18 protein-coding genes and 1 tRNA gene are annotated in these 20,720 nt (G+C 46.6%); 12 read left to right on the plus strand and 7 right to left on the minus strand.

Going from position 1 to position 20,720, the window contains the following annotated elements:
- Positions 1–107: 107 nt before the first annotated feature.
- The 4 genes from mutY to mutM all read right to left on the minus strand — a co-directional run bounded on the left by mutY (position 108) and on the right by mutM (position 5,302).
- Positions 108–1,250, minus strand: a complete 1,143-nt coding sequence (gene mutY / locus H8K36_RS06465; protein WP_186914536.1) for an A/G-specific adenine glycosylase — start codon at positions 1,248–1,250, stop codon at positions 108–110.
- A gap of 61 nt (positions 1,251–1,311) precedes the next feature.
- Positions 1,312–2,388, minus strand: coding sequence for a WD40/YVTN/BNR-like repeat-containing protein (locus tag H8K36_RS06470; protein ID WP_186914535.1), 1,077 nt, complete (start codon positions 2,386–2,388; stop codon positions 1,312–1,314).
- Positions 2,389–2,472: 84 nt separating this feature from the next.
- Complete coding sequence (locus H8K36_RS06475) at positions 2,473–4,398, minus strand: dynamin family protein (RefSeq protein WP_186914534.1); 1,926 nt, start codon at positions 4,396–4,398, stop codon at positions 2,473–2,475.
- A gap of 82 nt (positions 4,399–4,480) precedes the next feature.
- Positions 4,481–5,302, minus strand: coding sequence for a bifunctional DNA-formamidopyrimidine glycosylase/DNA-(apurinic or apyrimidinic site) lyase (gene mutM, locus H8K36_RS06480; protein ID WP_186914533.1), 822 nt, complete (start codon positions 5,300–5,302; stop codon positions 4,481–4,483).
- A 154-nt stretch (positions 5,303–5,456) separates the two neighbouring features.
- Here mutM and H8K36_RS06485 point away from each other — a divergent pair, with 154 nt between their 5' ends.
- The 10 genes from H8K36_RS06485 (at position 5,457) to H8K36_RS06530 (ending at position 16,436) form a co-directional block, all read left to right on the plus strand.
- Positions 5,457–7,397, plus strand: coding sequence for a tetratricopeptide repeat protein (locus tag H8K36_RS06485; RefSeq protein WP_186914532.1), 1,941 nt, complete (start codon positions 5,457–5,459; stop codon positions 7,395–7,397).
- 82 nt (positions 7,398–7,479) lie between these two features.
- Positions 7,480–8,091 (plus strand): lipoprotein insertase outer membrane protein LolB, encoded by a 612-nt coding sequence (gene lolB, locus H8K36_RS06490; protein WP_186914531.1) that lies wholly within the window; start codon positions 7,480–7,482, stop codon positions 8,089–8,091.
- 2 nt (positions 8,092–8,093) lie between these two features.
- Positions 8,094–8,984: a 4-(cytidine 5'-diphospho)-2-C-methyl-D-erythritol kinase gene (ispE, locus tag H8K36_RS06495; RefSeq protein ID WP_186914530.1), complete on the plus strand. Its 891-nt coding sequence runs from the start codon at positions 8,094–8,096 to the stop codon at positions 8,982–8,984.
- Between the two features lie 83 nt (positions 8,985–9,067).
- Positions 9,068–9,144 (plus strand) — tRNA-Gln (locus tag H8K36_RS06500).
- A gap of 147 nt (positions 9,145–9,291) precedes the next feature.
- Entirely contained in the window at positions 9,292–10,248 is a 957-nt protein-coding gene (locus H8K36_RS06505; RefSeq protein ID WP_186914529.1) for a ribose-phosphate pyrophosphokinase, read from the plus strand.
- A gap of 159 nt (positions 10,249–10,407) precedes the next feature.
- Positions 10,408–10,995: a 50S ribosomal protein L25/general stress protein Ctc gene (locus H8K36_RS06510; protein WP_186914528.1), complete on the plus strand. Its 588-nt coding sequence runs from the start codon at positions 10,408–10,410 to the stop codon at positions 10,993–10,995.
- A gap of 265 nt (positions 10,996–11,260) precedes the next feature.
- Positions 11,261–12,994 (plus strand): gamma-glutamyltransferase, encoded by a 1,734-nt coding sequence (gene ggt / locus H8K36_RS06515; protein ID WP_186915695.1) that lies wholly within the window; start codon positions 11,261–11,263, stop codon positions 12,992–12,994.
- Positions 12,995–13,122: 128 nt separating this feature from the next.
- A complete protein-coding gene (locus tag H8K36_RS06520; protein ID WP_329604203.1) occupies positions 13,123–13,902 on the plus strand; it encodes an oxygen-binding di-iron domain-containing protein in 780 nt (259 codons plus the stop codon).
- Between the two features lie 186 nt (positions 13,903–14,088).
- Positions 14,089–15,726 carry an ATP-binding protein gene (locus H8K36_RS06525; protein WP_186914527.1) on the plus strand — a complete coding sequence of 546 codons (1,638 nt, stop codon included), beginning with the start codon at positions 14,089–14,091 and terminating at the stop codon, positions 15,724–15,726.
- Positions 15,723–16,436, plus strand: coding sequence for a response regulator (locus tag H8K36_RS06530; RefSeq protein ID WP_186914526.1), 714 nt, complete (start codon positions 15,723–15,725; stop codon positions 16,434–16,436). The genes H8K36_RS06525 and H8K36_RS06530 overlap by 4 nt, the downstream gene beginning before the upstream one ends.
- Positions 16,437–16,720: 284 nt before the next feature.
- Here H8K36_RS06530 and H8K36_RS06535 read toward each other — a convergent pair whose 3' ends face one another.
- Positions 16,721–17,008, minus strand: a complete 288-nt coding sequence (locus H8K36_RS06535) for a hypothetical protein (RefSeq protein WP_186914525.1) — start codon at positions 17,006–17,008, stop codon at positions 16,721–16,723.
- 276 nt (positions 17,009–17,284) lie between these two features.
- Entirely contained in the window at positions 17,285–17,821 is a 537-nt protein-coding gene (locus H8K36_RS06540; RefSeq protein WP_186914524.1) for a hypothetical protein, read from the minus strand.
- 236 nt (positions 17,822–18,057) lie between these two features.
- Here H8K36_RS06540 and H8K36_RS06545 point away from each other — a divergent pair, with 236 nt between their 5' ends.
- Together H8K36_RS06545 and H8K36_RS06550 are read left to right on the plus strand one after the other, a co-directional pair.
- Positions 18,058–19,116, plus strand: coding sequence for a 3-deoxy-7-phosphoheptulonate synthase (locus H8K36_RS06545; protein WP_186914523.1), 1,059 nt, complete (start codon positions 18,058–18,060; stop codon positions 19,114–19,116).
- 188 nt (positions 19,117–19,304) lie between these two features.
- On the plus strand, positions 19,305–19,928 hold the full coding sequence (locus H8K36_RS06550) for a DUF2242 domain-containing protein (RefSeq protein WP_186914522.1): 624 nt from the start codon (positions 19,305–19,307) through the stop codon (positions 19,926–19,928).
- Positions 19,929–19,939: 11 nt separating this feature from the next.
- On the opposite strand, the gene H8K36_RS06555 is transcribed toward H8K36_RS06550, so the two are convergent.
- Positions 19,940–20,719, minus strand: a complete 780-nt coding sequence (locus tag H8K36_RS06555) for a putative signal transducing protein (protein ID WP_186914521.1) — start codon at positions 20,717–20,719, stop codon at positions 19,940–19,942.
- Between the last annotated feature and the right edge of the window lies 1 nt (position 20,720).

The following is a 20,720-nucleotide window of genomic DNA, read 5'->3' on the forward strand; positions in this document are numbered from 1 at the left end:
ACAAAAAGGTAGCGAGTTTCAGCGAGTCTCAACTAGGAAATGCGAGTTAAATGGCGAACGCTCATTGAAAGGAATTTGGTACAAATGTTCCATGAGCCATCGCAACTCTACAAATCTAGCCCCGTCGCTAATTGTATCAACAGGCTTTTGATCGGCGCTGGTAGAGCTGCCTGCTGACTTCCGTGTATGTCTAACCAGCTAGCTCCACTCTCCTGAACCGAATCTCGTGTGTTCTCAATACGCACGTAGATCACCTTGAATTCGAGGCGAAAATGGGTGAACACATGAGTCATCGCTGGCAGCGCGCTTATTTCCTTGATCTCACCATACCGCGCTGCGAAATCTTTGGCCGCCGCAAAGGTCTTCGATTCATCAAGTACGGCCACATCACTGCTGAGCTGCATTCCTTGATATTCAGGTAGAGAAAGCAATCCACCCCAAATACCAGAATCGGGTCTCTTCTCCAACAACACAAGGTCACCGTGACGCACGAGGAACATCAATGCATGCTTTTCTTTGATCTTGGTTTTTGGTTTTTTGTAGGGGAGTTCAGCTGTACGGTGATCACGAAACGCTACGCACTTAGTTTGCAAAGGACAGCGCTGACAGGCAGGACTGCTACGCGTGCACAGAGTGGCACCCAAATCCATTAATCCTTGGGTGTACGATTCAATATCTTGCTCAGGCAAAAGCGCCTGCGCTCGCAGCCACAATTGATCTTCTACTGCCTTCGCTCCGGGATACCCTTCCACCCCAAACACCCGTGCAAAAACGCGTTTGACGTTGCCATCCAAAATCGCAGCTTGCGTGCCATACGAAAAAGCAGCGACGGCGGCTGCGGTCGACCTGCCAATACCTGGCAACTCCTGCAAAAGCTTCGGATCAGACGGGAATGTCCCTCGATACTGCTCCACTACCTGCTTGGCACATCGATGAAGATTACGGGCACGCGTGTAATAACCTAGACCACTCCATAATGCCATCACTTCTTCATTACTCGCTTCCGCCAAATCGAATACCGATGGACAACGATCCAAAAAACGTTGGTAATAAGGGATAACCGCCGTGACCTGCGTTTGTTGTAGCATGATTTCAGACAACCACACACGATAGGCATCGCGAGTTTGCTGCCAAGGCAAACTATGGCGCCCGAACTTTTTTTGCCAAGCAATCACTGCAGCTGAAAAACTGGGATCACGTAATTCTGCTGGTGCAGCGGCTGCCTCTTCTCTGCGGATCACACGTTTCATACGTTTACCGTCTTATGCTTTAGCAAGCTTTCAATCCTATTCCGCAACAAGTACATCGAGCTCATAGACTCACACCCACATACTGCAGTATCAAGCCTTTTGGGCCCACTGCCCAACCATGAGTACCATCCGCAAACCCAAGCGCGTTAAGTGGCGTCTCGCCAAGCACTGTCCAAGTCTTGCCAAAATCTTTGCTTACCCCAGAGCCTGCCAAGCCGCCGACCACAAAAGATGAACTGCCGGGCACCTTACTTACGACAGACATGAAACCCTGCGGCAACGCGGGCGTCGCTTGCCAAGTCTTACCGCCATCACGACTGCTCATGGCATTCAGCCCAGCCCCCTTGGCTTGCTGGTAATCACCACCAACAGCAAAGCCTCGCCCATTTTTCGCAACGCTCACTGAAAATAAGCCTTTGGGTGGGGCGGCGGCTGGCACCTCGGTCGTACTTACTTCCCAAGTCTTACCGCCATCGCGGGAGTGAAAGATACGGCTCTTGGCAGCACCACCTGTAACGAACCAAACCTCTTGCGTACCGAGTACTGAGATACAAGTACCGCTCGCCGCAAAAGCGCCTTCGTTTGGCATCGCCGCCAATTGCTGTGCATCCTTCACCGGATTTATCCACGTGCGGCCACCATCATTGGTGACCAAAACTTGGAAGCTACCATTGACCGGATCACCAAAAACAATCCCATGATTCTTATCCCAAAAATCCATGGCGTCCCAGAAGCCTGTCTCCTCGCCATTGACTTTCAATAGCTCCCAGCTTGTGCCGCCATCGACCGTCTTATATAAGGTCGATGCTTTACCAGGACCAGCGCTCATCGCGATCGCTGTCTTTGCATCAAAACCTTGAATATCACGAAAATCTAGCTTCTCCGCGCCAGTAATATTCATCGCTGTCCAGCGCTGTCCGTCAACGGTACGTAATACGGTCCCTTTCGCGCCACTGGCCCATGCAACATCTTTACTCACCACAGACAAGCCACGCAATTCCACCGTGACTCCAGCATCGACCTTGTTCCAAGCCGAACCCGACTGCGCCAAAGCCAAGGCTGGCAGTAGGCATATCAAGGCCGCTGCATTACGTGTCGCAGAAAAAAAGCTTAGACCTCGAATCGGACTTTTGGACATATTGAAACCCCAAAAAAATACGCCCCGAATCGAGGCGTTTTCAGATTTATTAAATAGAGCTAAGAGCTCAACGACGATCAAGCATCAAGCTGACAGCGAATCAGCCGCCAGTGCTTTTTCGATATTTTGACGCAGACTTTCCAAGGTTTTCTTTTGTGCTTCCACTTCAGTATGCATGGCTTCGAAACTAGCGATTTTTTCTTCCAAACTATCAGTGGCCACATGAATACGTTGTATCGACTGCATGCGATTTTTGAGTTGATTTTTGTGTTCACGGATCTGTGCTTCGATCGGCGCCATCACCACTTTTTGCCACGCTTCGACATCACGATTAGCTTGTGAAAAACTCTGCTTAACACGTGCTGAAATCGAGTCAAAGAATTTCTGCATCAAGACTTTTTGGGAAGTGGTCATCAACGTGATGGTATTAAACTGACGCTGGAATACAGCCTCAATTGCGCTCACTTCTTGCAGATATTTTTCGAGTGAAAATGGCATAGGCGAAGTTAAAGCTAATCCATGTTCAGTTGAAAATTTGCGATACATAATCGCCATCATTTCCGAAATCTCGTCGGTTTTACGATTCGATGCAGTCAAGTTGACTTTGACTTGATCGAAGAAATTCTTGATCGCATCCTTCAAACCCAAAGAGAACTTACTGCTTTCCATCGCCTCGCGTGCGGTGTTAATTTCTTCTTTCAAGAGATCCATACCCAGCGTCGTATAGACCTCAGTCGACAAGCGAGTGAATACCGAGCGCGTCCCTTGCATCTTCATCAAGCTTGCGTCGAACTCTTGTTTTTCCATCGTCACACGTTTCATCATGTGTTCGATGACGTTCTGATTCTTTCCTCGCAAACTTTGCAGTTCATGAAGTTGTTCGCTGACGCCACGTCCACGTGCCGTGATGACCGCCATCTGCCCTTCAGCGATTTCTTGAATATCACTTGCTAACTGTGCGCGAATAATATTTTTCTTCGAAGGAATCAATTCCTTCGATAAAGCGTGTTCAAGTTTAGGCAAGCGGCTCTTGGCAAGCAATGGAGCGTCTTTATTGATCTTAGCGACTAGGCCCTTCTGCGCCGAAATCGGGAAGACCTGATTTTTTTCTAGCGATAAAGTATGTGAAACAGTCTCAATTTGGTGCTGAATTTGCGCTTCAACTTCTTCCACTGTACGCAACTCATCCCACATACTATCGATCTTATTCAGAACGACCATGCGCCCCGGACCACTTCCGATGTGATTGCGCCAAACATCGATATCACTCTTGGTCACACCAGTGTCCGCTGCCAAGATAAACAGCACTGCGTGCGCATTTGGAATCAGGTTCAAGGTTAATTCAGGTTCAGTACCAATCGCATTCAAACCAGGTGTATCGACGATGATCAGACCCTGCTTCAGCAATGGATGAGGAAAGTTCACAATCGCATGACGCCATTGAGAAATTTCAACCATACCATCTTCGTCTACTTCGAGAGCCGCATCTGGATCGCTTTCATCATACAGGCCATAGGACTTCGCGACTTCTTTAGTGACCTTCTTGGTCAAACTGACTTGTTTGAACGCTTCCAACATGCCATCGCCTGATTTTGGATCGAGTGGCAACACCGTCCACACATGGTTGTGGCTCTTGTATTCTGTGGTACTTAAGGTTTCACTACGAGTTTCGATTGGCAGCAAGCGAATGCAAGGTGGAAAAGTTTCGTCATACATCAATTCGGTCGGACACATGGTCGTACGACCCGCCGACGACGGCAAAATACGTTGTCCGTAATCTGCAAAGAAAATCGCATTGATCAGTTCTGATTTGCCGCGCGAGAACTCGGCGACAAACGCGATCGTCAACTTATCGTCGACCAAACGCTCTTTCAAACGAGCGATGCGTTGATCCAAAATACCATCGGCAAAATCTGAATTGGCGATCCAGGTGCGATATTGTTCAATGGCTTGTCCTACGTCTTTGCGCCATCCACTATATTCCTGGAAGTTCTGCACCAAATTACTCATAATGTCCTCAATATTCTTTTCTTCTAATCTACGCCAGCCATAGGCAAGTTCTTGCCAAGACTCAACAATACGACATTCTGGCTTATTTTTGACAATTTACACAATAAAAGCTGCTACGTTGACCTTGCATGATGTGTCTTATTGTTCCTTGACAAACCCGGCAAGGCTCCCCCGCTCTATCGTAGACAAAATAAGACTGCTGAAAATAGCCGGTTTTACCATCAGCACCAACAAAATCCTTTAGGGTACTTCCCCCTTTAGTGATCGCTTCCGCCAAAATTTGTCGAATTGCCAACTCCAGTGCTTGGTAACGTTTCAAGCCGATGCGATTCGCTGGCGTCTTCGGATTTATTTTTGCTCGAAATAAACTTTCCGAGGCATAAATATTACCAACACCCACAACGATGTCGCCCGAAAGTAGAACTTGCTTGATAGGTGCAGTGCGGCTTCGACTTTGCTTAAAGAGCAATTCCGCAGAAAAACCAGATTCCAAGGGTTCCACACCAAGCTTGCGCAGGAGTAGATGTTCTTCAATAGCGCCATCCTCGTTGCTATGCCAAAGCAATGCGCCGAACCGTCTAGGATCAGTTAAACGCAACATCTGTTTGCCAAAAGCGAGGTCAACATGATCGTGCTTTTGTGCAGGAGTTTTTGTAGGCATCACGCGTAAATTACCGGTCATCCCAAGGTGAACTAGTAACACACCGTGATCAAAGTGGAGCAACAGATACTTACCCCGACGACTGGTCTTCAGAATACGTTTGCCACTCAAAATTTGCTCTAAATTTGCGGGAAAAGGCCAACGCAAGCCTTCGCGTCTTAAGACCACTGAGGTAACTTCCTGACCTTCAACGTGGGGAGCTACCCCAAGGCGGGTCACTTCAACTTCAGGCAATTCAGGCATCAACAACTTCCTTCATTTCGTCTAATAAGTGTTGGCACAGGTCGGCAATCTGGGGCAGATATATGCTTAGCCTGCAAATGGCTCCGCTTAATCCAATTTGCGCGTAAAATCGAGTTACAGGCGGGTTACATTTTCGTCAAGCAAAGGAAAACTTTTGAAATATTTTCAGCTCAATCGACAAGCAAATCGTCAAACTCAACTTCAAAACTTCTGGCAGTCCATGGAGCAAACACAGCGGCGTCGCAAATTGTGTATTGTACCCATTCCAAGCAAGGAAGATGTCCACGCTCCGATTACCGGTCATAAATTCGCCTTCAGCGCACTGACCAGCACTGTTTTTTCGATTCTCTTTGGGATGGCAAGCAGCCTAGCTTCAGGGACTGCACAAGCACAAGAACCTTCACCGCCAGTCAATGTCAAACCTCTCAAAAACAAGAGCGCCACCAATCAATCAAGCCAAGAGACGATTCCTGAGCATGCGTTAAGTAAGGAATTATTGTTTAAACTATTAAGCTCTGACATTGCGATACAACGCGGCGAATGGGGAAGTGCTTTCGTTACTCTTCTGGGTGTTGCGCAAGAGACTCGAGATCCGCGAATCGCTAAGAAAGCCGCTGAAGTTGCTATGGGCGCGCAGCAAATTAATGAAGCATTAGCGGCAGTAAAACTCTGGCGCGATATCAGTCCAGATTCATTTGAAGCGAGCCAATACTACCTCAGTCTAATGGTGGTGAAAGCTGACTTTAATGAAATAGAGAAGCACTTTAATCTTCAACTAAAAACCGCAAGCAAGTCGGAGATTCCGCCCCTACTACATCAAGCACAGCGGCTACTCGCACGCATGCAAGACAAGAAAACAGCCTTTGGTACTTTAGAAAAAATTGTAAATGGCACTAGTAGCTCTGTCGACACTCATATTGTGCTAAGTCGCGGTGCTTTTGCTAGCGGCGATGCTGAGCGCAGCGCCGCAGAGGCAAAAATTGCTTTAGCTTTACAACCAAGCTCCGAGCTCGCGATTTTGAGCTTGGCGCAGGCCTTGGACAAAGAGCAAAGTTTTCAAGCAGTTGTTGATTTTCTCAAAAAAAATCCCGAATCACGTGAAGTGCGTTTAGCCTTGGCCACCATGCTGGTCGAAGGTCGGCAACTAGATGCAGCAAGACAAGAATTTGAATTGATACTCAAAGACTTTGAAACCAATCAGCTCCCGACTTCACGCATCATTTTCACCTTGGGCTCAATCGAATTAGAACTCAACCATAGTGACAAGGCAGAGGTGTATTTGCAACGTTATCTCAAGGAAGCTGACGAAGATCAGGACAAAAATTCAGCCTACATCAATCTCGCCCAAGTTGAACTTCAAAGAAAAAATACGAAGGCAGCTGATGCTTGGCTAGCCAAGGTTGAAAATGGTGATGACAAAAACACAGTCTGGTTTAATATTCAAATGCGTCGAGCACTATTAATGGCGAGCGACCAGAGATATACAGAGGCACGTCAATTCCTACAAAGTGTTAAGGCCAATTCGGAAGCCGAAGAAGTTTTACTGCTGCAAACAGAAACGCAAGTAATGAAAGCAGCTGGTCAACAACTCGAAGCGTTCATCGTCTTACAAGCAGCTTTAAGCGATTTCCCACAAAGCCCCGACCTACTCTATGACTTCGCTATGCTTGCGGAGAATTTAAAACGTTATCCTGAAATGGAATTAGCCCTTAAACAGCTGATTGCTGTCTCGCCCGAGAACCCTTTCGCCTACAATGCGCTAGGATATTCGTATGCAGATCGCAACACCCAACTCGATGAGGCGAATACACTGCTCAAGCGCGCTGTCGAATTAAATCCAAATGACCCCTATATTCTCGATAGCTTAGCGTGGCTGCGCTTTAGACAGAAAGACTATCAGCAAGCTGAAGAGATTTTACGGCGCTGCTTGCAAATGCGACGCGACCCAGAAATAGAGATACATTTGGCAGAAGTATTGTGGGCGCAGGAAAAACGTGAAGAAGCTAAATTACTATTGATCGACGCACGCAAAAAAGACCCTAGCAACGAACTACTGAAATCAACATTAGATCGCCTAGAAATCAAGCTCCCTTGAAGCTAGACTCAGCGGTTCAAACGAATTGGCAACGAACCGCTGCGACTCGTCGTTCTTGAATCTATCAATGAAACACAAACACATGAAGACTATTTCACACATCATTTCTTCAATTTTGCTTGGCATTTCAATGACGGCAGTCTTGAGTTCATGCAGCACTACGAAGCCATTAACATCAGAACAAATGGCTCGTACCCGCAACTATCAAGAATCAGTGGTGATGACAGGCAAAATCAACATTCAATATCAGCAAAACGAGAAAACAGAAACCTTAACTGGCAATTTTGAATGGCAACAGAACAGTAATGAAATGAGCATCACCTTGAGTTCACCATTGGGGCAAACCATCGCCATCATACGAGAGAACCCGCAAGGTGCAAGCCTAGAACAAAGCAAACAAGAAACACGTTACGCTGGCAACGTAGAACAACTCTTGACTGAGTCTCTTGGCTGGTCGCTCCCCATCACCGGCCTTCGTGATTGGCTGCAGGGTTTTGATCGCAACCAGCAAGGACAACGCTTTGCGGTACCGACGCGTGACAATCACCGCAGCATGACACAAGGCTGGCAGCTCGATTTTACGAGTTGGCAGGAAGATGGTGAACAAATTCACCCCAAACTAATCAATCTTTATCGACGCACGGAAGAAGTCGGCGATTTAAAGATCCGCTTGGCCATTCTTGAATGGAACTAAGTATGCAAGGAAATCAGACTCGGCCTACGCAACTTCTAGCTTGTCCTGCTCCGGCCAAACTCAATCTTTTTTTACACATTGTCGGTCGCCGTACCGATGGCTATCATTTGCTCCAAAGTGTTTTTCAATTAATTGATCGCTGCGACTATCTAGATTTTTCTGTCAGAGACGATGGCGTTATCCAACGACTCAATGAAGTTCAAGGCGTACCAGCCGAGCAAGATTTAGTGATTCGCGCCGCAAAGCTATTACAAACATACTCCAGCTCGCAGCTAGGCGCGGACATCAAACTTACAAAGCAACTGCCCATGGGAGGTGGCTTAGGCGGTGGGTCGTCGGACGCAGCGACCACTTTGCTTGCGCTTAATCACTTATGGAATTGCCAACTTAGCCGTCAAGAATTGATGGCATTAGGACTGAAATTAGGTGCTGATGTGCCCTTTTTTCTGTGTGGAACCAATGCTTTCGTCGAGGGTATAGGGGAGCTGATTCAAACGATTACAACCAAAGAACAGTGGTTCGTCATAATTGAACCGGGAGTTCACGTCCCGACCCCGTCAATATTTTCAGCCAAGGAGTTGACAAGGGATACGAAAGTCGTCAGAATAACGGACTTTCCTGATGCGACTAACGCAACATGGAAAAACGATTTGCAAGCAGTTGCTTGTACTTTGCACGGCGAAATCAAAGACGCTATCGATTGGCTAAGTCAATTTGAGTTGAGCGCAGGTTTAGCGAGTGCCAAGATGACGGGTTCTGGTTCTTGTGTCTTCTGTTCATTTGATGACGAAGACAGCGCAAAAAAAATATGTGCGCAAGTGCCGAAACAATGGAAATCTTGGGTGGCAAAGTCTTTGCAACAGCATCCCATGAATACATGGTTGCAAAACTAAAATTTGGTTGATTGCTGAATTCAAGATAAAATAGCGGCTTCGCTGATTTATCAAACGAAGCGGCAATTGATAAACGGTTGTGTAGGGGAATCGCCAAGCTGGTTAAGGCACCGGATTTTGATTCCGGCATGCAAAGGTTCGAATCCTTTTTCCCCTGCCAGTTAATTCCAAGCCGCCGCATACAAAATGATGCGGCGGCTTTTCGGTTTTTACGGCAGCATTTTCAGTAATCATTACAACAAGAATTCAAATCTTGATTCTGATTAAGCGCTCTTGAAGTGGATTTTTTATTCCCTTAGGTGATCTCATGGCACACGCGCTCGATAACATGATGGTCTTTACTGGTAATGCCAATCCTGCTTTAGCTGCAGGCGTTGCGAAGCAACTCGGCATTCGTCTCGGTAAAGCTGACGTTTCAAAGTTTTCCGACGGCGAAGTAATGGTCGAAATCAATGAAAACGTGCGTGGCAAAGATGTCTTCGTTTTGCAATCGACTTGTGCGCCAACGAACGACAACTTAATGGAAATTATGCTGATGGTAGACGCTTTAAAGCGCGCATCAGCTGGTCGTATCACCGCTGCAATTCCTTACTTTGGTTATGCTCGTCAAGACCGCCGTCCGCGTTCTGCTCGTGTGGCGATTTCTGCCAAAGTGGTCGCGAATATGCTGGAAGAAGCAGGTGTTGGCCGTGTTTTGATTATGGATCTGCATGCAGATCAAATTCAGGGCTTCTTTGATATCCCTGTTGATAATATTTATGCGTCACCAATTTTGTTGGGCGACTTGGTCAGTAAGAACTACGATGATCTATTAGTTGTGTCTCCTGACGTTGGTGGTGTAGTTCGTGCACGTGCTTTGGCAAAGCGTTTGGGCTGTGATTTGGCGATTATTGATAAACGCCGTCCAAAAGCGAATGTATCGGAAGTCATGAACATTATCGGTGAAGTTGAAGGCCGTAACTGCGTCATCATGGATGACATGGTCGATACAGCAGGCACTTTGACGAAAGCTGCTGAAGTATTGAAAGAACGTGGCGCGAAGAAGGTATTGGCGTATTGTACGCATCCAGTGTTGTCTGGCCCAGCGATTGATCGTATCAATAGCTCGCCACTCGATGAATTGGTCGTGACAGATACGATTCCTTTGTCTCCTGCAGCGCAAGCTTGCAGCAAGATTCGTCAATTGTCTTGCGATAGTTTGTTGGCAGAGACTTTCCGCCGTATTACAAAAGGCGAATCAGTTATTTCTTTGTTCTCTGAATAAAAATAAAAAGTACAAAATCAGAGTTCGAAATAAAGTTAAGTTTTCTGGCGCAGATGCAAATGCATTTGCGCTTTTTTCACTCTCCTGGTCGCGGGAGAGTCAACGCAAAATGAACGCATCTCAAAACGCGATTCAAATTGCTTATTTTGGAGTATTAAAATGAAAGTAGTTGCATTTGCACGTAATGTACAGGGCACCGGAGCGAGCCGCCGCCTGCGTCATGCTGGTCAAACACCAGGTATCATCTACGGTGGTAACCAACCAGCTGTGAACATCGCATTGGATCACAATGCATTGTTCCATGCATTGAAAAAAGAAGTTTTCCACTCTTCCATTCTCGACATGGACGTTGATGGTAAAGTTGAAAAAGTTTTGTTGCGCGACTTCCAAATGCACGCGTACAAACAATTGGTATTGCACGCTGACTTCCAACGCGTTGATCCAAGCAAGAAAATCCACGTTAAAGTGCCTTTGCACTTCGTAAACGCTGATGTTTCCCCAGCAGTTAAATTGGCATCCGCTGTTATCAGCCACGTTGCTGTTGAATTGGACGTAGAATGCTTGCCAGCAGATCTGCCAGAATTCATCGAAGTTGACTTGTCCAAACTGGAAGCTGGTCAATCTATCCACGTATCTGCTTTGAAATTGCCAAAAGGCGTTTCTGCTGTTGTACATGGTGATGATGCAACTGTTGCTATCGCTGTTAAACCAGCTGGCGCAACTTCTGCTGACGCTGAAGCAAAATAATTTAAGTTCCTCGAACTTTTTTAAGCATCACAAGAACCGCAAGAGCATGAGCTCTTGCGGTTTTTTTATGTCATTTTCTTATCAATATAAAGACTGTAGCCGCAAGCCCACAACAAACCGTGCTCATTGGTAAATTTAGCCAAACCTTCCCGGCGTCAGTACCTCGATCTGCGCTATGCTCTATGGTGGAACCACTTCAGTAGCAATCATTTATTCGATCCAAAACATTGGCATCAGATCAATCAAGGAATACACCGTGTTTTCAATGAAAAAAATCAGCGTCATCGTCCTCACCGCACTTCAACTGAGTTTTACCTCTCAACTTGGCTTAGCCCAAGGTACAGGGGCGCAAATTCAGTACGACACTAGTTATGACATTCTAACCCCAACCCATGCCAAACATGGTGTCGTCTCGAGTGAGCATGGACTTGCCAGCCAAATTGGACTTGATGTATTAAAAAAAGGGGGCAATGCCATCGATGCTGCTGTTGCCGTTGGATTTGCACTAGCTGTTGTGCTGCCTAATGCCGGTAACATCGGTGGTGGTGGCTTTATGTTAATTCATGATGCCAAAAGTGGAAAAGACATCGCACTCGACTTTCGCGAACTCGCGCCAGCATTAGCCAAGCGCGATATGTTTCTCGATACGAATGGCAAAGTGATTGCAGGTGGATCAACTTCATCCCATCTTGCGGTCGGAGTGCCTGGCACCGTCGCTGGTCTAGATTTAGCGCTTCGCAAATACGGTACGATGAAGCTCAAGGATGTAATCGAACCTTCAATCAAAATTGCTGAACAAGGTTTTGTCGTCAGCCCTCACCTCGAAACCTTGTTGAATGCAAGCCAAAATCAACTCGGCAAGTGGCCATCAAGTCGAGCCATCTTTTTCAAAGGAGATCGACCACTTCGCGCAGGTGAATTGCTAGTGCAAAAAGATCTTGCACGCTCCCTGCGACTGATTGCACAACAAGGTCCTAGTGTCTTTTATGAAGGTGAAATCGCGAAGAAGATCGTAGCGGAAATGAAGCAGCATGGTGGTTTAATCACTGACGACGATATGAGAAATTATAAAGCGATAGAGCGCGAGCCCGTTCGTGGGAGCTATCGTGGTTACGATGTTATCTCTATGCCACCGCCTAGCTCCGGTGGTGTACACATCATTCAAATGTTGAATATGCTGGAGCACTTCCCATTAGGTGCACAAGGTTTGAATAGCGCTCAGACTGTGCATCAGATGGCTGAAGTGATGAAACTTGCCTATGCAGATCGCGCAGAGTATTTAGGTGATCCTGATTTCGTCCAAGTACCAATAAAGGGATTAACTTCGCGCGCTTACGCTGACGAGCTTGTCAAGAAAATCGACCTGACTAAAGCCACGCCCTCTTCGACGATTAAACCGGGTAAACCAATTCCCTATGAGAGTGATCAAACCACCCATTATTCGGTCGCCGACGAACACGGGAATTTAGTCGCCACCACCTACACACTGAATTTGCTCTTTGGTAGCGGCATCGTTGCTACTGGTACAGGCATTACCCTCAACAATGAGATGGATGATTTCTCGATCAAACCTGGTGTGCCGAATGCCTTTGGATTGCTTGGCGGGGAAGCAAACTCTGTTGCGGGAAAAAAACGCCCGCTAAGCTCTATGACGCCGACCATTGTGTTAAAAGATGGCAAACCTTTCTTGATTACGGGCAGCCCTGGTGGCAGTCGCATTATCACCACGACTTTACAAATTATTCTCAATACAATTGACCATAAACTGAATGCAGCTGAAGCATCCGTTGCGCCTCGCATGCATCATCAATGGGAGCCGGATGTCATTCGTTTAGAGCGAGGTTTTAGTGCAGACACTATAGAAATCTTAGGACAGAAAGGCCATAAAACTTCCGTTGGACGTAACATGGGACGCACACAAACGATCAAATTTAATGGCAGCGATATCGAAGTCTACGCTGATCCACGAAACCCTGACGGACGCGCACTCGGCTACTAATTACCTCTTCATCGCTTCGTGAGCGCCAGTAAAAATTGCTGGCGCAACACGAATCCTTAATCCAAATCAAAAAAGTCTGTTCCCAAACGTCTAGAATCGACGTTCAAACAGAATGATTGGGGGACAAGGTGGCGATAGAACTTTATAACGACGGCAAACATATTTGCCTCATGTTTAATGATTTAGTGGCTGATGACGTAGAGGAAGCCGTACAAGCCAACCAATTTTTGATTGTCTCTAATGGTGAAGGCACACTGATCGACCCTTCAGGCAACATCACATACAACCCCCTAACGTTGGCAATGACAAAGTATCTTCAGAAAAAAGATCTAAAATACTTATTCGCCTCGCACCAAGACCCAGACATCATCGGCGCACTCGACAAGTGGTTGTTTAGTACCCAATGCAAGCTCTATGTCTCAAGCTTGTGGTCACGTTTTGTTCCTCATTTTTGCAATCTGAATCGCGCAGATGGTCGCATCGTCGGCATCCCCGATGAGGGAATGCCCGTTCAACTCGGCGCATCCACACTGTATGCAATTCCCGCCCATTTTTTGCATGCTGAGGGCAATTTCCAATTTTATGATCGCACCTCTAAGATTCTATTTACAGGTGACATGGGAGCCTCCTTAGTGGAGGCAAAAACGATCGCCCAACCTATTTCTAGCAAAGAAGAATTTTACGATCAACTACACACCATGAGCGGCTTTCATAAACGCTACATGGTCTCGAATAAAGTATGTCGCTTCTGGGTCAATATGGTGCGTACGATGGAGGTCAAAATGCTAGTACCTCAGCACGGACGTTATATGGTTGGTGAAGCGATCCCTGCTTTTCTAGACTGGATAGAAAATCTGCAATGTGGAATCGACCTATTTACACAGGAACACTATCGTTTTCGCCCATAATTTGTTAATCACGTGATCGCTGGCAGTCGCAGCTTAATCAACAATTATGGAGAAAATATGGAGACTCCACCAAAATCGCCAGCCTTGTAGCGAAAACATCCACGAATGCACCCTGCCAAGCTCCAACACTTGGCAAGTACCTCACTAAACTTTACACTCGCCCCACATCACCAACATGGGGCCATTGTGAAATTTCCGATCGGTTTACGTCTCTTTCTTGCCCTACTGACTTCGACATTTGCTGTCGCAGCCATCACCCTCCTGTTACTCAGCGGCAGTGTACTCAATGTATTTTCCGACTATACGGTCAAAATCGATTTGGATCGCCTAGAAGAGGTATCGAACGACATCACTGATTCCTATGCGAAGTACGGCGACTGGTCCTTTCTACCAGACTCTGAGGAAGACCGTCGATATTGGTTCGGCACGACTTTCAATCGTTTACACCAAGAGCGAATCACAAAAAAAGTAAACATCCCTGCCCCAACTATGGAGCTAGTTAAGTCCAATCGAAACCAGCCATCGGCGATTGCCCCAATTCCTCCCGTCGCGCCGGTAGCCAATGCGGCAAGACCTGCGCCACCAGCGCCACCGGCAGCACCAGCAGCACCACCTCCGCCGCCATTACCACCACTGCCAACACCTTTGAGTGAGCCATCTAACCCAGATCCAAGCTACGCAACCGACCCAGCACTGCTCGCCAAAAACGGTGACCTGTATTTGCGTGTGACTCTGTTAGATCGTCAATCAGGCTATCTTGCTGGCTTGAAAGGCAACTCAACAGAAAAGAATTATCGTGCTCTCTTTTCACAAGGGGAACTCATCGGATACCTTTTGGTAAAACGTAGCAATAGCAGACCAGATGAAGTGACCAAGCAATTCCTGAATGCGTATCGCGATAATATCATTCGCTTTGTACTGCTCAGTATCGCCTTAAGCGCCATTACAGCAATTGCCTTGGCGATTCACTTTAAGCGACCGTTGATACGTTTACGCGATGGAACACAACTTCTCGCGCAAGGTAAGTTCGACACACGCCTGTCGATCAAGCGCAGCGACGAGCTAGGAGAACTCACGGATAACTTTAACTTGTTAGCAGAAAAGCTCGAGAGAATCGAAGAAGACAGACGACAGTGGGTTGCCGATACATCACATGAATTGCGCACGCCTATCTCAGTCATTCGAGCCCAAATTGAAGCGTTTCAAGATGGTATAAGAACACCGAGCCCAGAGAATCTAAGTTTACTACTAAGACAAATTTTATCGCTCGATAAGCTCATTAACGATCTTTACGAGCTAACTCAACTCGATACAACGTCAAATCAACTGCAACTGGATGAAGTCGATATCAAAGCGATGCTTGACGATCTCAGTCATAGTTTTGACGAGAAATTCAAGCGTGCCCATCTGCATTTTGAATTCAAGTATGAGACGCCTGAGCTAGTTTTGGCAAAGGTCGATGCACAACGATTGAACCAAGTTTTCATCAATCTTCTTGAGAACTCTGTACGCTATACGGCAGAGGGCGGGCGCATCGAACTCAAGCTTCATCAGGATCACGAATTCGCCTATATTACGCTCGACGATAGCGCCCCCGGACTCGATGTACAGCAAATGACTAAACTTGGACAACGGTTTTATCGACCAGATTCAGCCCGTAGCAGACAGCATGGCGGGAGTGGCCTAGGTCTTTCCTTATGTGCTCGCGTGATCGAAGCCCATGGCGGACACATCCTATTTTCCACGTCCCTTCTTGGGGGACTCGCGATTAAAATCACACTACCGAAAAAAACGAAATCTCAAACCAAGGATGAACTCGTATGAACAAAGCAGCGCCAAAACGAGTTCTCATTGTTGAGGACGAAGCCGATTTAGCGGCATTGATTTTCGACTATCTACATCATCATGGGTTTCATGCCTCTTCGGTTAGTGATGGTATAGAGGCGCTTGAGATCATACGACGCGACCTCCCTGATTTCCTTGTCCTCGATCTCATGTTACCAGGTCTTGATGGACTTAGCCTTTGTCGAGAAGTACGTCGTTTCTCAGAGCTGCCAATTCTCATACTCACGGCTAAAGTTGAGGAAATTGATCGTTTGCTAGGTCTAGAAGCTGGCGCAGATGACTATATGTGCAAACCCTTTAGTCCAAAAGAGTTGATTGCTCGCATTAACACCATACTTCGCCGCTGCCAACCAGCCAACAACAATACCTCGAAGAACTCAAGTCCAGTTTATTCATGGAATCAAGATACGCAATGCATACAAATTGCGGGGCAAGCACTGGATCTTACACGCAGCGAATACCTATTACTCCTCACGTTCCTAAAATCCCCAGGTCAAGTATTCTCTCGATCTCAACTGTTGAATAAACTAGATCAAAACAATATAGATGTCACGGATAGAGCGATCGATAGTCACATTAAGAATTTGAGAAAAAAAATAGATGCTGTTCTTCCTAACACGCCTGCTATCCACTCTATTTATGGTCTCGGCTATCGCTTCGATCTCGTCTTAAAAGAACGTGAGTGCTAATACGCATAAAGCGTATCGACTCCATACTTTCTCCACAATCAGGTAGCACCATATCAAGGTCGTCACATAGATTTAGGTGCGATATGCTCATTAAGGAGAAATAAAATGATAATGCTACCCCCTCGCGCCACTGCCACTTGCGACAGTCAAGCGCCCATCACCATGGCACTGAAATATCGATGCTAATCCAGATGAAAAATTAGCGAGAAAAATATTCAATCATAAGAAAGGAACATCATGCGCACCTCAACACTTCTCTTGTTGATCGCCACAGGGCTCTGCTGTCAAATCGCAACGGCAGTCCCGGCAAAGCAGTCTGAAAAAGGGACTTCCCAACCATTGGCACCACTTGCGCCTACAGCATCAATGCAAGCGAAATCAAATCTTCCTCCGCCACCGAAGCCACCGCTTCCGCCTCCACCACCTAAACCGCTGGCACCGGCGGAAGTCAATCTTCCTGATCTACCTGCACCACCGATCGCGCCTCCTCCACCGGCGCCTCCATCAAGTCCTGCAGAGCCTAACTTTGACTTGCCACCACCGCCTGCACCGCCGGCCCCGCCTAAAATCAAAGTACCTGTGGAAGCACACGCTGCATGTCAAGACAAACCAGATGGAATGGAAATAGAGTACCGCCCCAACAGCAACACACTTTACAAAGGGCACTGCCAGAGCAAGAAAGGAAGGATTTTTTTTAAAGTCGAAGAAGTGATGGTAGAACGCTAGGTATAAGTGTTGACTGGCTTTTCGTTCATCTAGTCAGTCAACACCTCAAGTATCTGTTTGACTTGGTGTGTATCGAATATTGACATCTGAAGTCAGCACTATGGCCTCATATTGGCGCCGTTCTAACTTATCCATGAAAACGCCTTCTTGAAAATACTTTCACGTATGGGTACATCGGAAGTGAGCGGATTGATCTGCGTTTTGGTCTCATTGACTGAATACTCATGTGCATAATCGCGATATGCTCGATTCTCGATATCACTTCCGAAATTTCGGCGAAAACGCTGGTCAGCTTCATCAATACATCGTTGAACCAGGTGCGCAGCGCTCGTCTCATCAATCTCAAAAAAATCGAGCAGTCCATTACCTTGACGTGTGTGCTGCAAAATAGGCCACAAGGCTTCAAGTGCGGCGCCACTATCTTGTGCCCTAGCTTCGAACACACACTCATAGCTACCAGGAATCAAATTACTCTTATCACGGTTCAACTCCAGAGCCTTAGCCCAACCACCGCGGCGAGACATGCCAATATGCAGTAATCCTTGCTTCAAAGCGGAGTTACGTAAAATATATATGTGCCCTGGAATACCTCGCAATGTTCGAGGGTCCAATACCTGCGCTCCCACATTTCGGCTCGATACTCGATTCGATTCTCTCATCTCTTTCACTCCAAATCACTGATCCACTCTATTTTCAAGGCCAAAGCCCTTCTTGAAAGCGTGGAGCAATCAGGGAAATCAAGTCTATTTTGGTGATTGCCTATCTGTAGAAGCGAAGATGACCAGCCAAATCACAATATTCGTGCATTTTCGTCATCTTCGTTGACTATTTGAGCACAGCATTTGTGCAATGCATCATCTATAATAAGGCAACCCTTTTCCTTCTTACCCTGATCATGAATAGCCAAGACTTAGAAAATATTAATATCACCTCATTCGCTGCGATGCCTACGCCTGAGGAATTGCATGCACGATTGCCGATTTCAGAACATGCAGCTGACGTAGTCGATGCCGGACGTCAGGCATTGAAAAACATTCTGGATCGAAAGGATGAGCGAATTTTTGTCGTGGTCGGTCCATGCTCAATTCATGATCCGGTGGCGGGTCTTGACTATGCCCGTCGCCTAAAAGCTCTGCAGGAAGAAGTTAAGGACACGATGCTTTTAGTGATGCGTGTCTATTTCGAAAAACCTCGTACCACGACCGGGTGGAAAGGCTATATCAATGATCCTTTCATGGACGATTCTTTCCAGGTTGATGTGGGCATGGAAAAAGCACGTCAATTCTTGCTCGATGTATGCGAACTTGGTTTGCCCACCGCAACTGAAGCTTTAGACCCAATCTCACCACAATATCTCGGCGACCTCATCGCATGGACAGCGATTGGTGCGCGTACGACAGAATCACAAACGCACCGTGAGATGTCATCAGGTCTGTCAACGCCCGTTGGTTTTAAAAACGGCACCGATGGTGATATCAGCATCGCTATCAATGCTATTTTGTCGGCCTCACACCCACACTCTTTCCTCGGTCTCAATGGTCAAGGTCGAGTGTCTATTGTACGTACGAGCGGCAATCAATATGGACATGTCGTTTTACGCGGTGGCGATGGGCGTCCGAACTACGACACCGTCTCAGTTGCCATGGCTGAACAAGCGATGAAGAAAGCAAAGTTACCGGCCAATATCGTGGTCGACTGCTCACATGCCAACAGTTTCAAAAAACCAGAGCTCCAACCTTTGGTGATGGCTGACGTCGTCAATCAAATTCTAAATGGCAACCAGGCCTTAGTTGGTGTCATGATTGAATCGAATATTGTCGCAGGTAATCAGAAGATCCCAGAAGATTTGACGCAATTGGTCTATGGTTGTTCAGTAACCGATGCTTGTGTTGATTGGGATACGACCGAAACGATGGTCCGTGAAGCAGCGCAACGCCTACGCACTCGTAAATAATCTCCATTTCGCATCGTACTAATTTGGAACTGTCTGTGTTCTTTCGCAGACAGTCAACCAAACCCTCGTTTGCAACGTTCGATTCAGAGTCGGCTTCCATTCCGCTGGCCATGATGTTCAGCTAAAGACAAGCATTTATAGTCTTTCACTGATGTTAAAATCAAGCGTACTGCACTAATTACTCTTCTATGAAACCATCTTCATTTCAATTGGCGATTCTTGGCCTGAGCTTAACACTATCAGCCTGCACTTCGACCAAACCTGTGAGTTTGCACAAAGAAGAATTTGGCAATGCTGATATGTTCACGTATAGCGTTCCTGGCACCGGCATTGAAGGATGTGAAGCTGCGCGCCGTGCCTTACTTAGTCAAGGCTACATCATCAGTGATGCCAACTCGAGCACCATTCGAGGTCGTCGCAAATTTCAAGCCAATCACGAAACCCATGTTGAAATCGAATTCACTGTGGTCTGCGCCGCCAACAGCAAAGGTAGTAATACTGCCACCATTTTTGCGAATGCTGTACGTGACCAATATGCATTAAAGAAAAGTAGTACGAGCGCCAGCCTTGGTGTCGGTGGCATAGGTTCAATATCACTACCATTTGGCGAAACCAATGATTCATTAGTAAAAGTTGCGAGCGAAACGATTTCTGACGCGAAGCTTTACGGGCGTTTTTTTGATTTATTGGAACGTTATATGGATGATGTCAGAGTCAGTGAAAACGACCAAGGAGTGCAAAAAAATGAACCCATCAAGCCTAGTGCAGACAACGAAAAACGCACACAAGAAGGATCTGACATAAAGAATTAATCTGCCTCAAATCAAAGCTTCTGCCGTTTTTTCTCTTCACCTAGTTCGTCATATTCGACTCGAGTATCCATCTTGCCATCGAGATCAAAATCTAGTTCGCAATAGTTCATATGGGTGAGCGCAAAATAGCATGTCTTGCGTGACAAACCCGTCGTCGGATAGATCTGCTCAGTCGAATGCACGACACCGTCCTTGAAAATGTACCTAAAGTCATGAAAACCGTCACGATCACTATCAACTTCAGTGATCGTTGCGTTATTCGAACGATAGTGGGTTATCGTTTCGAAGACACCATCAAAGTCATCGTCACTTTCACTCTTTTCAATAAAACCTCTCGCATCATAGGTTTGCTTGAGATCTATTTTCCCATCTTGATTTCGATCGAATGCACTATGAATTGGATTGCCGGACAAACCATAGGTCCATTGTCCTTCATCACCACCACCTTGTGAGTAACGTGGGACGAAGAAATAGGCGTACATCAACACAAGTCCCAGCCCAAATCCCATGAAAAACATTGGCAACCCACCAAATCGTTGGACTGATGTAGATACTGTTTTGACTTCATCGGCCTGTTTTGCGTCCCATTCAGCAATAAAATTTGCGGCCGCGTGGTAGTGTTCCTCTTCGACAACCAAACGTACGAATCCTGTAGCTGGTAAATCGCCGACACCGCCCTGTAAGTGTTCGCCCTCAAAGAATACTGGAATATTGTGTTGTTCCAATAGATCACGCAGCATATGGGCTTCAATTGCATTGCTCGCATCGTAGAGTTTCTTGAAATCAGACATA

This window comes from Affinundibacterium nitidum, assembly GCF_014284155.1.
GTDB lineage: Bacteria > Pseudomonadota > Gammaproteobacteria > Burkholderiales > Burkholderiaceae_D > Undibacterium > Undibacterium nitidum.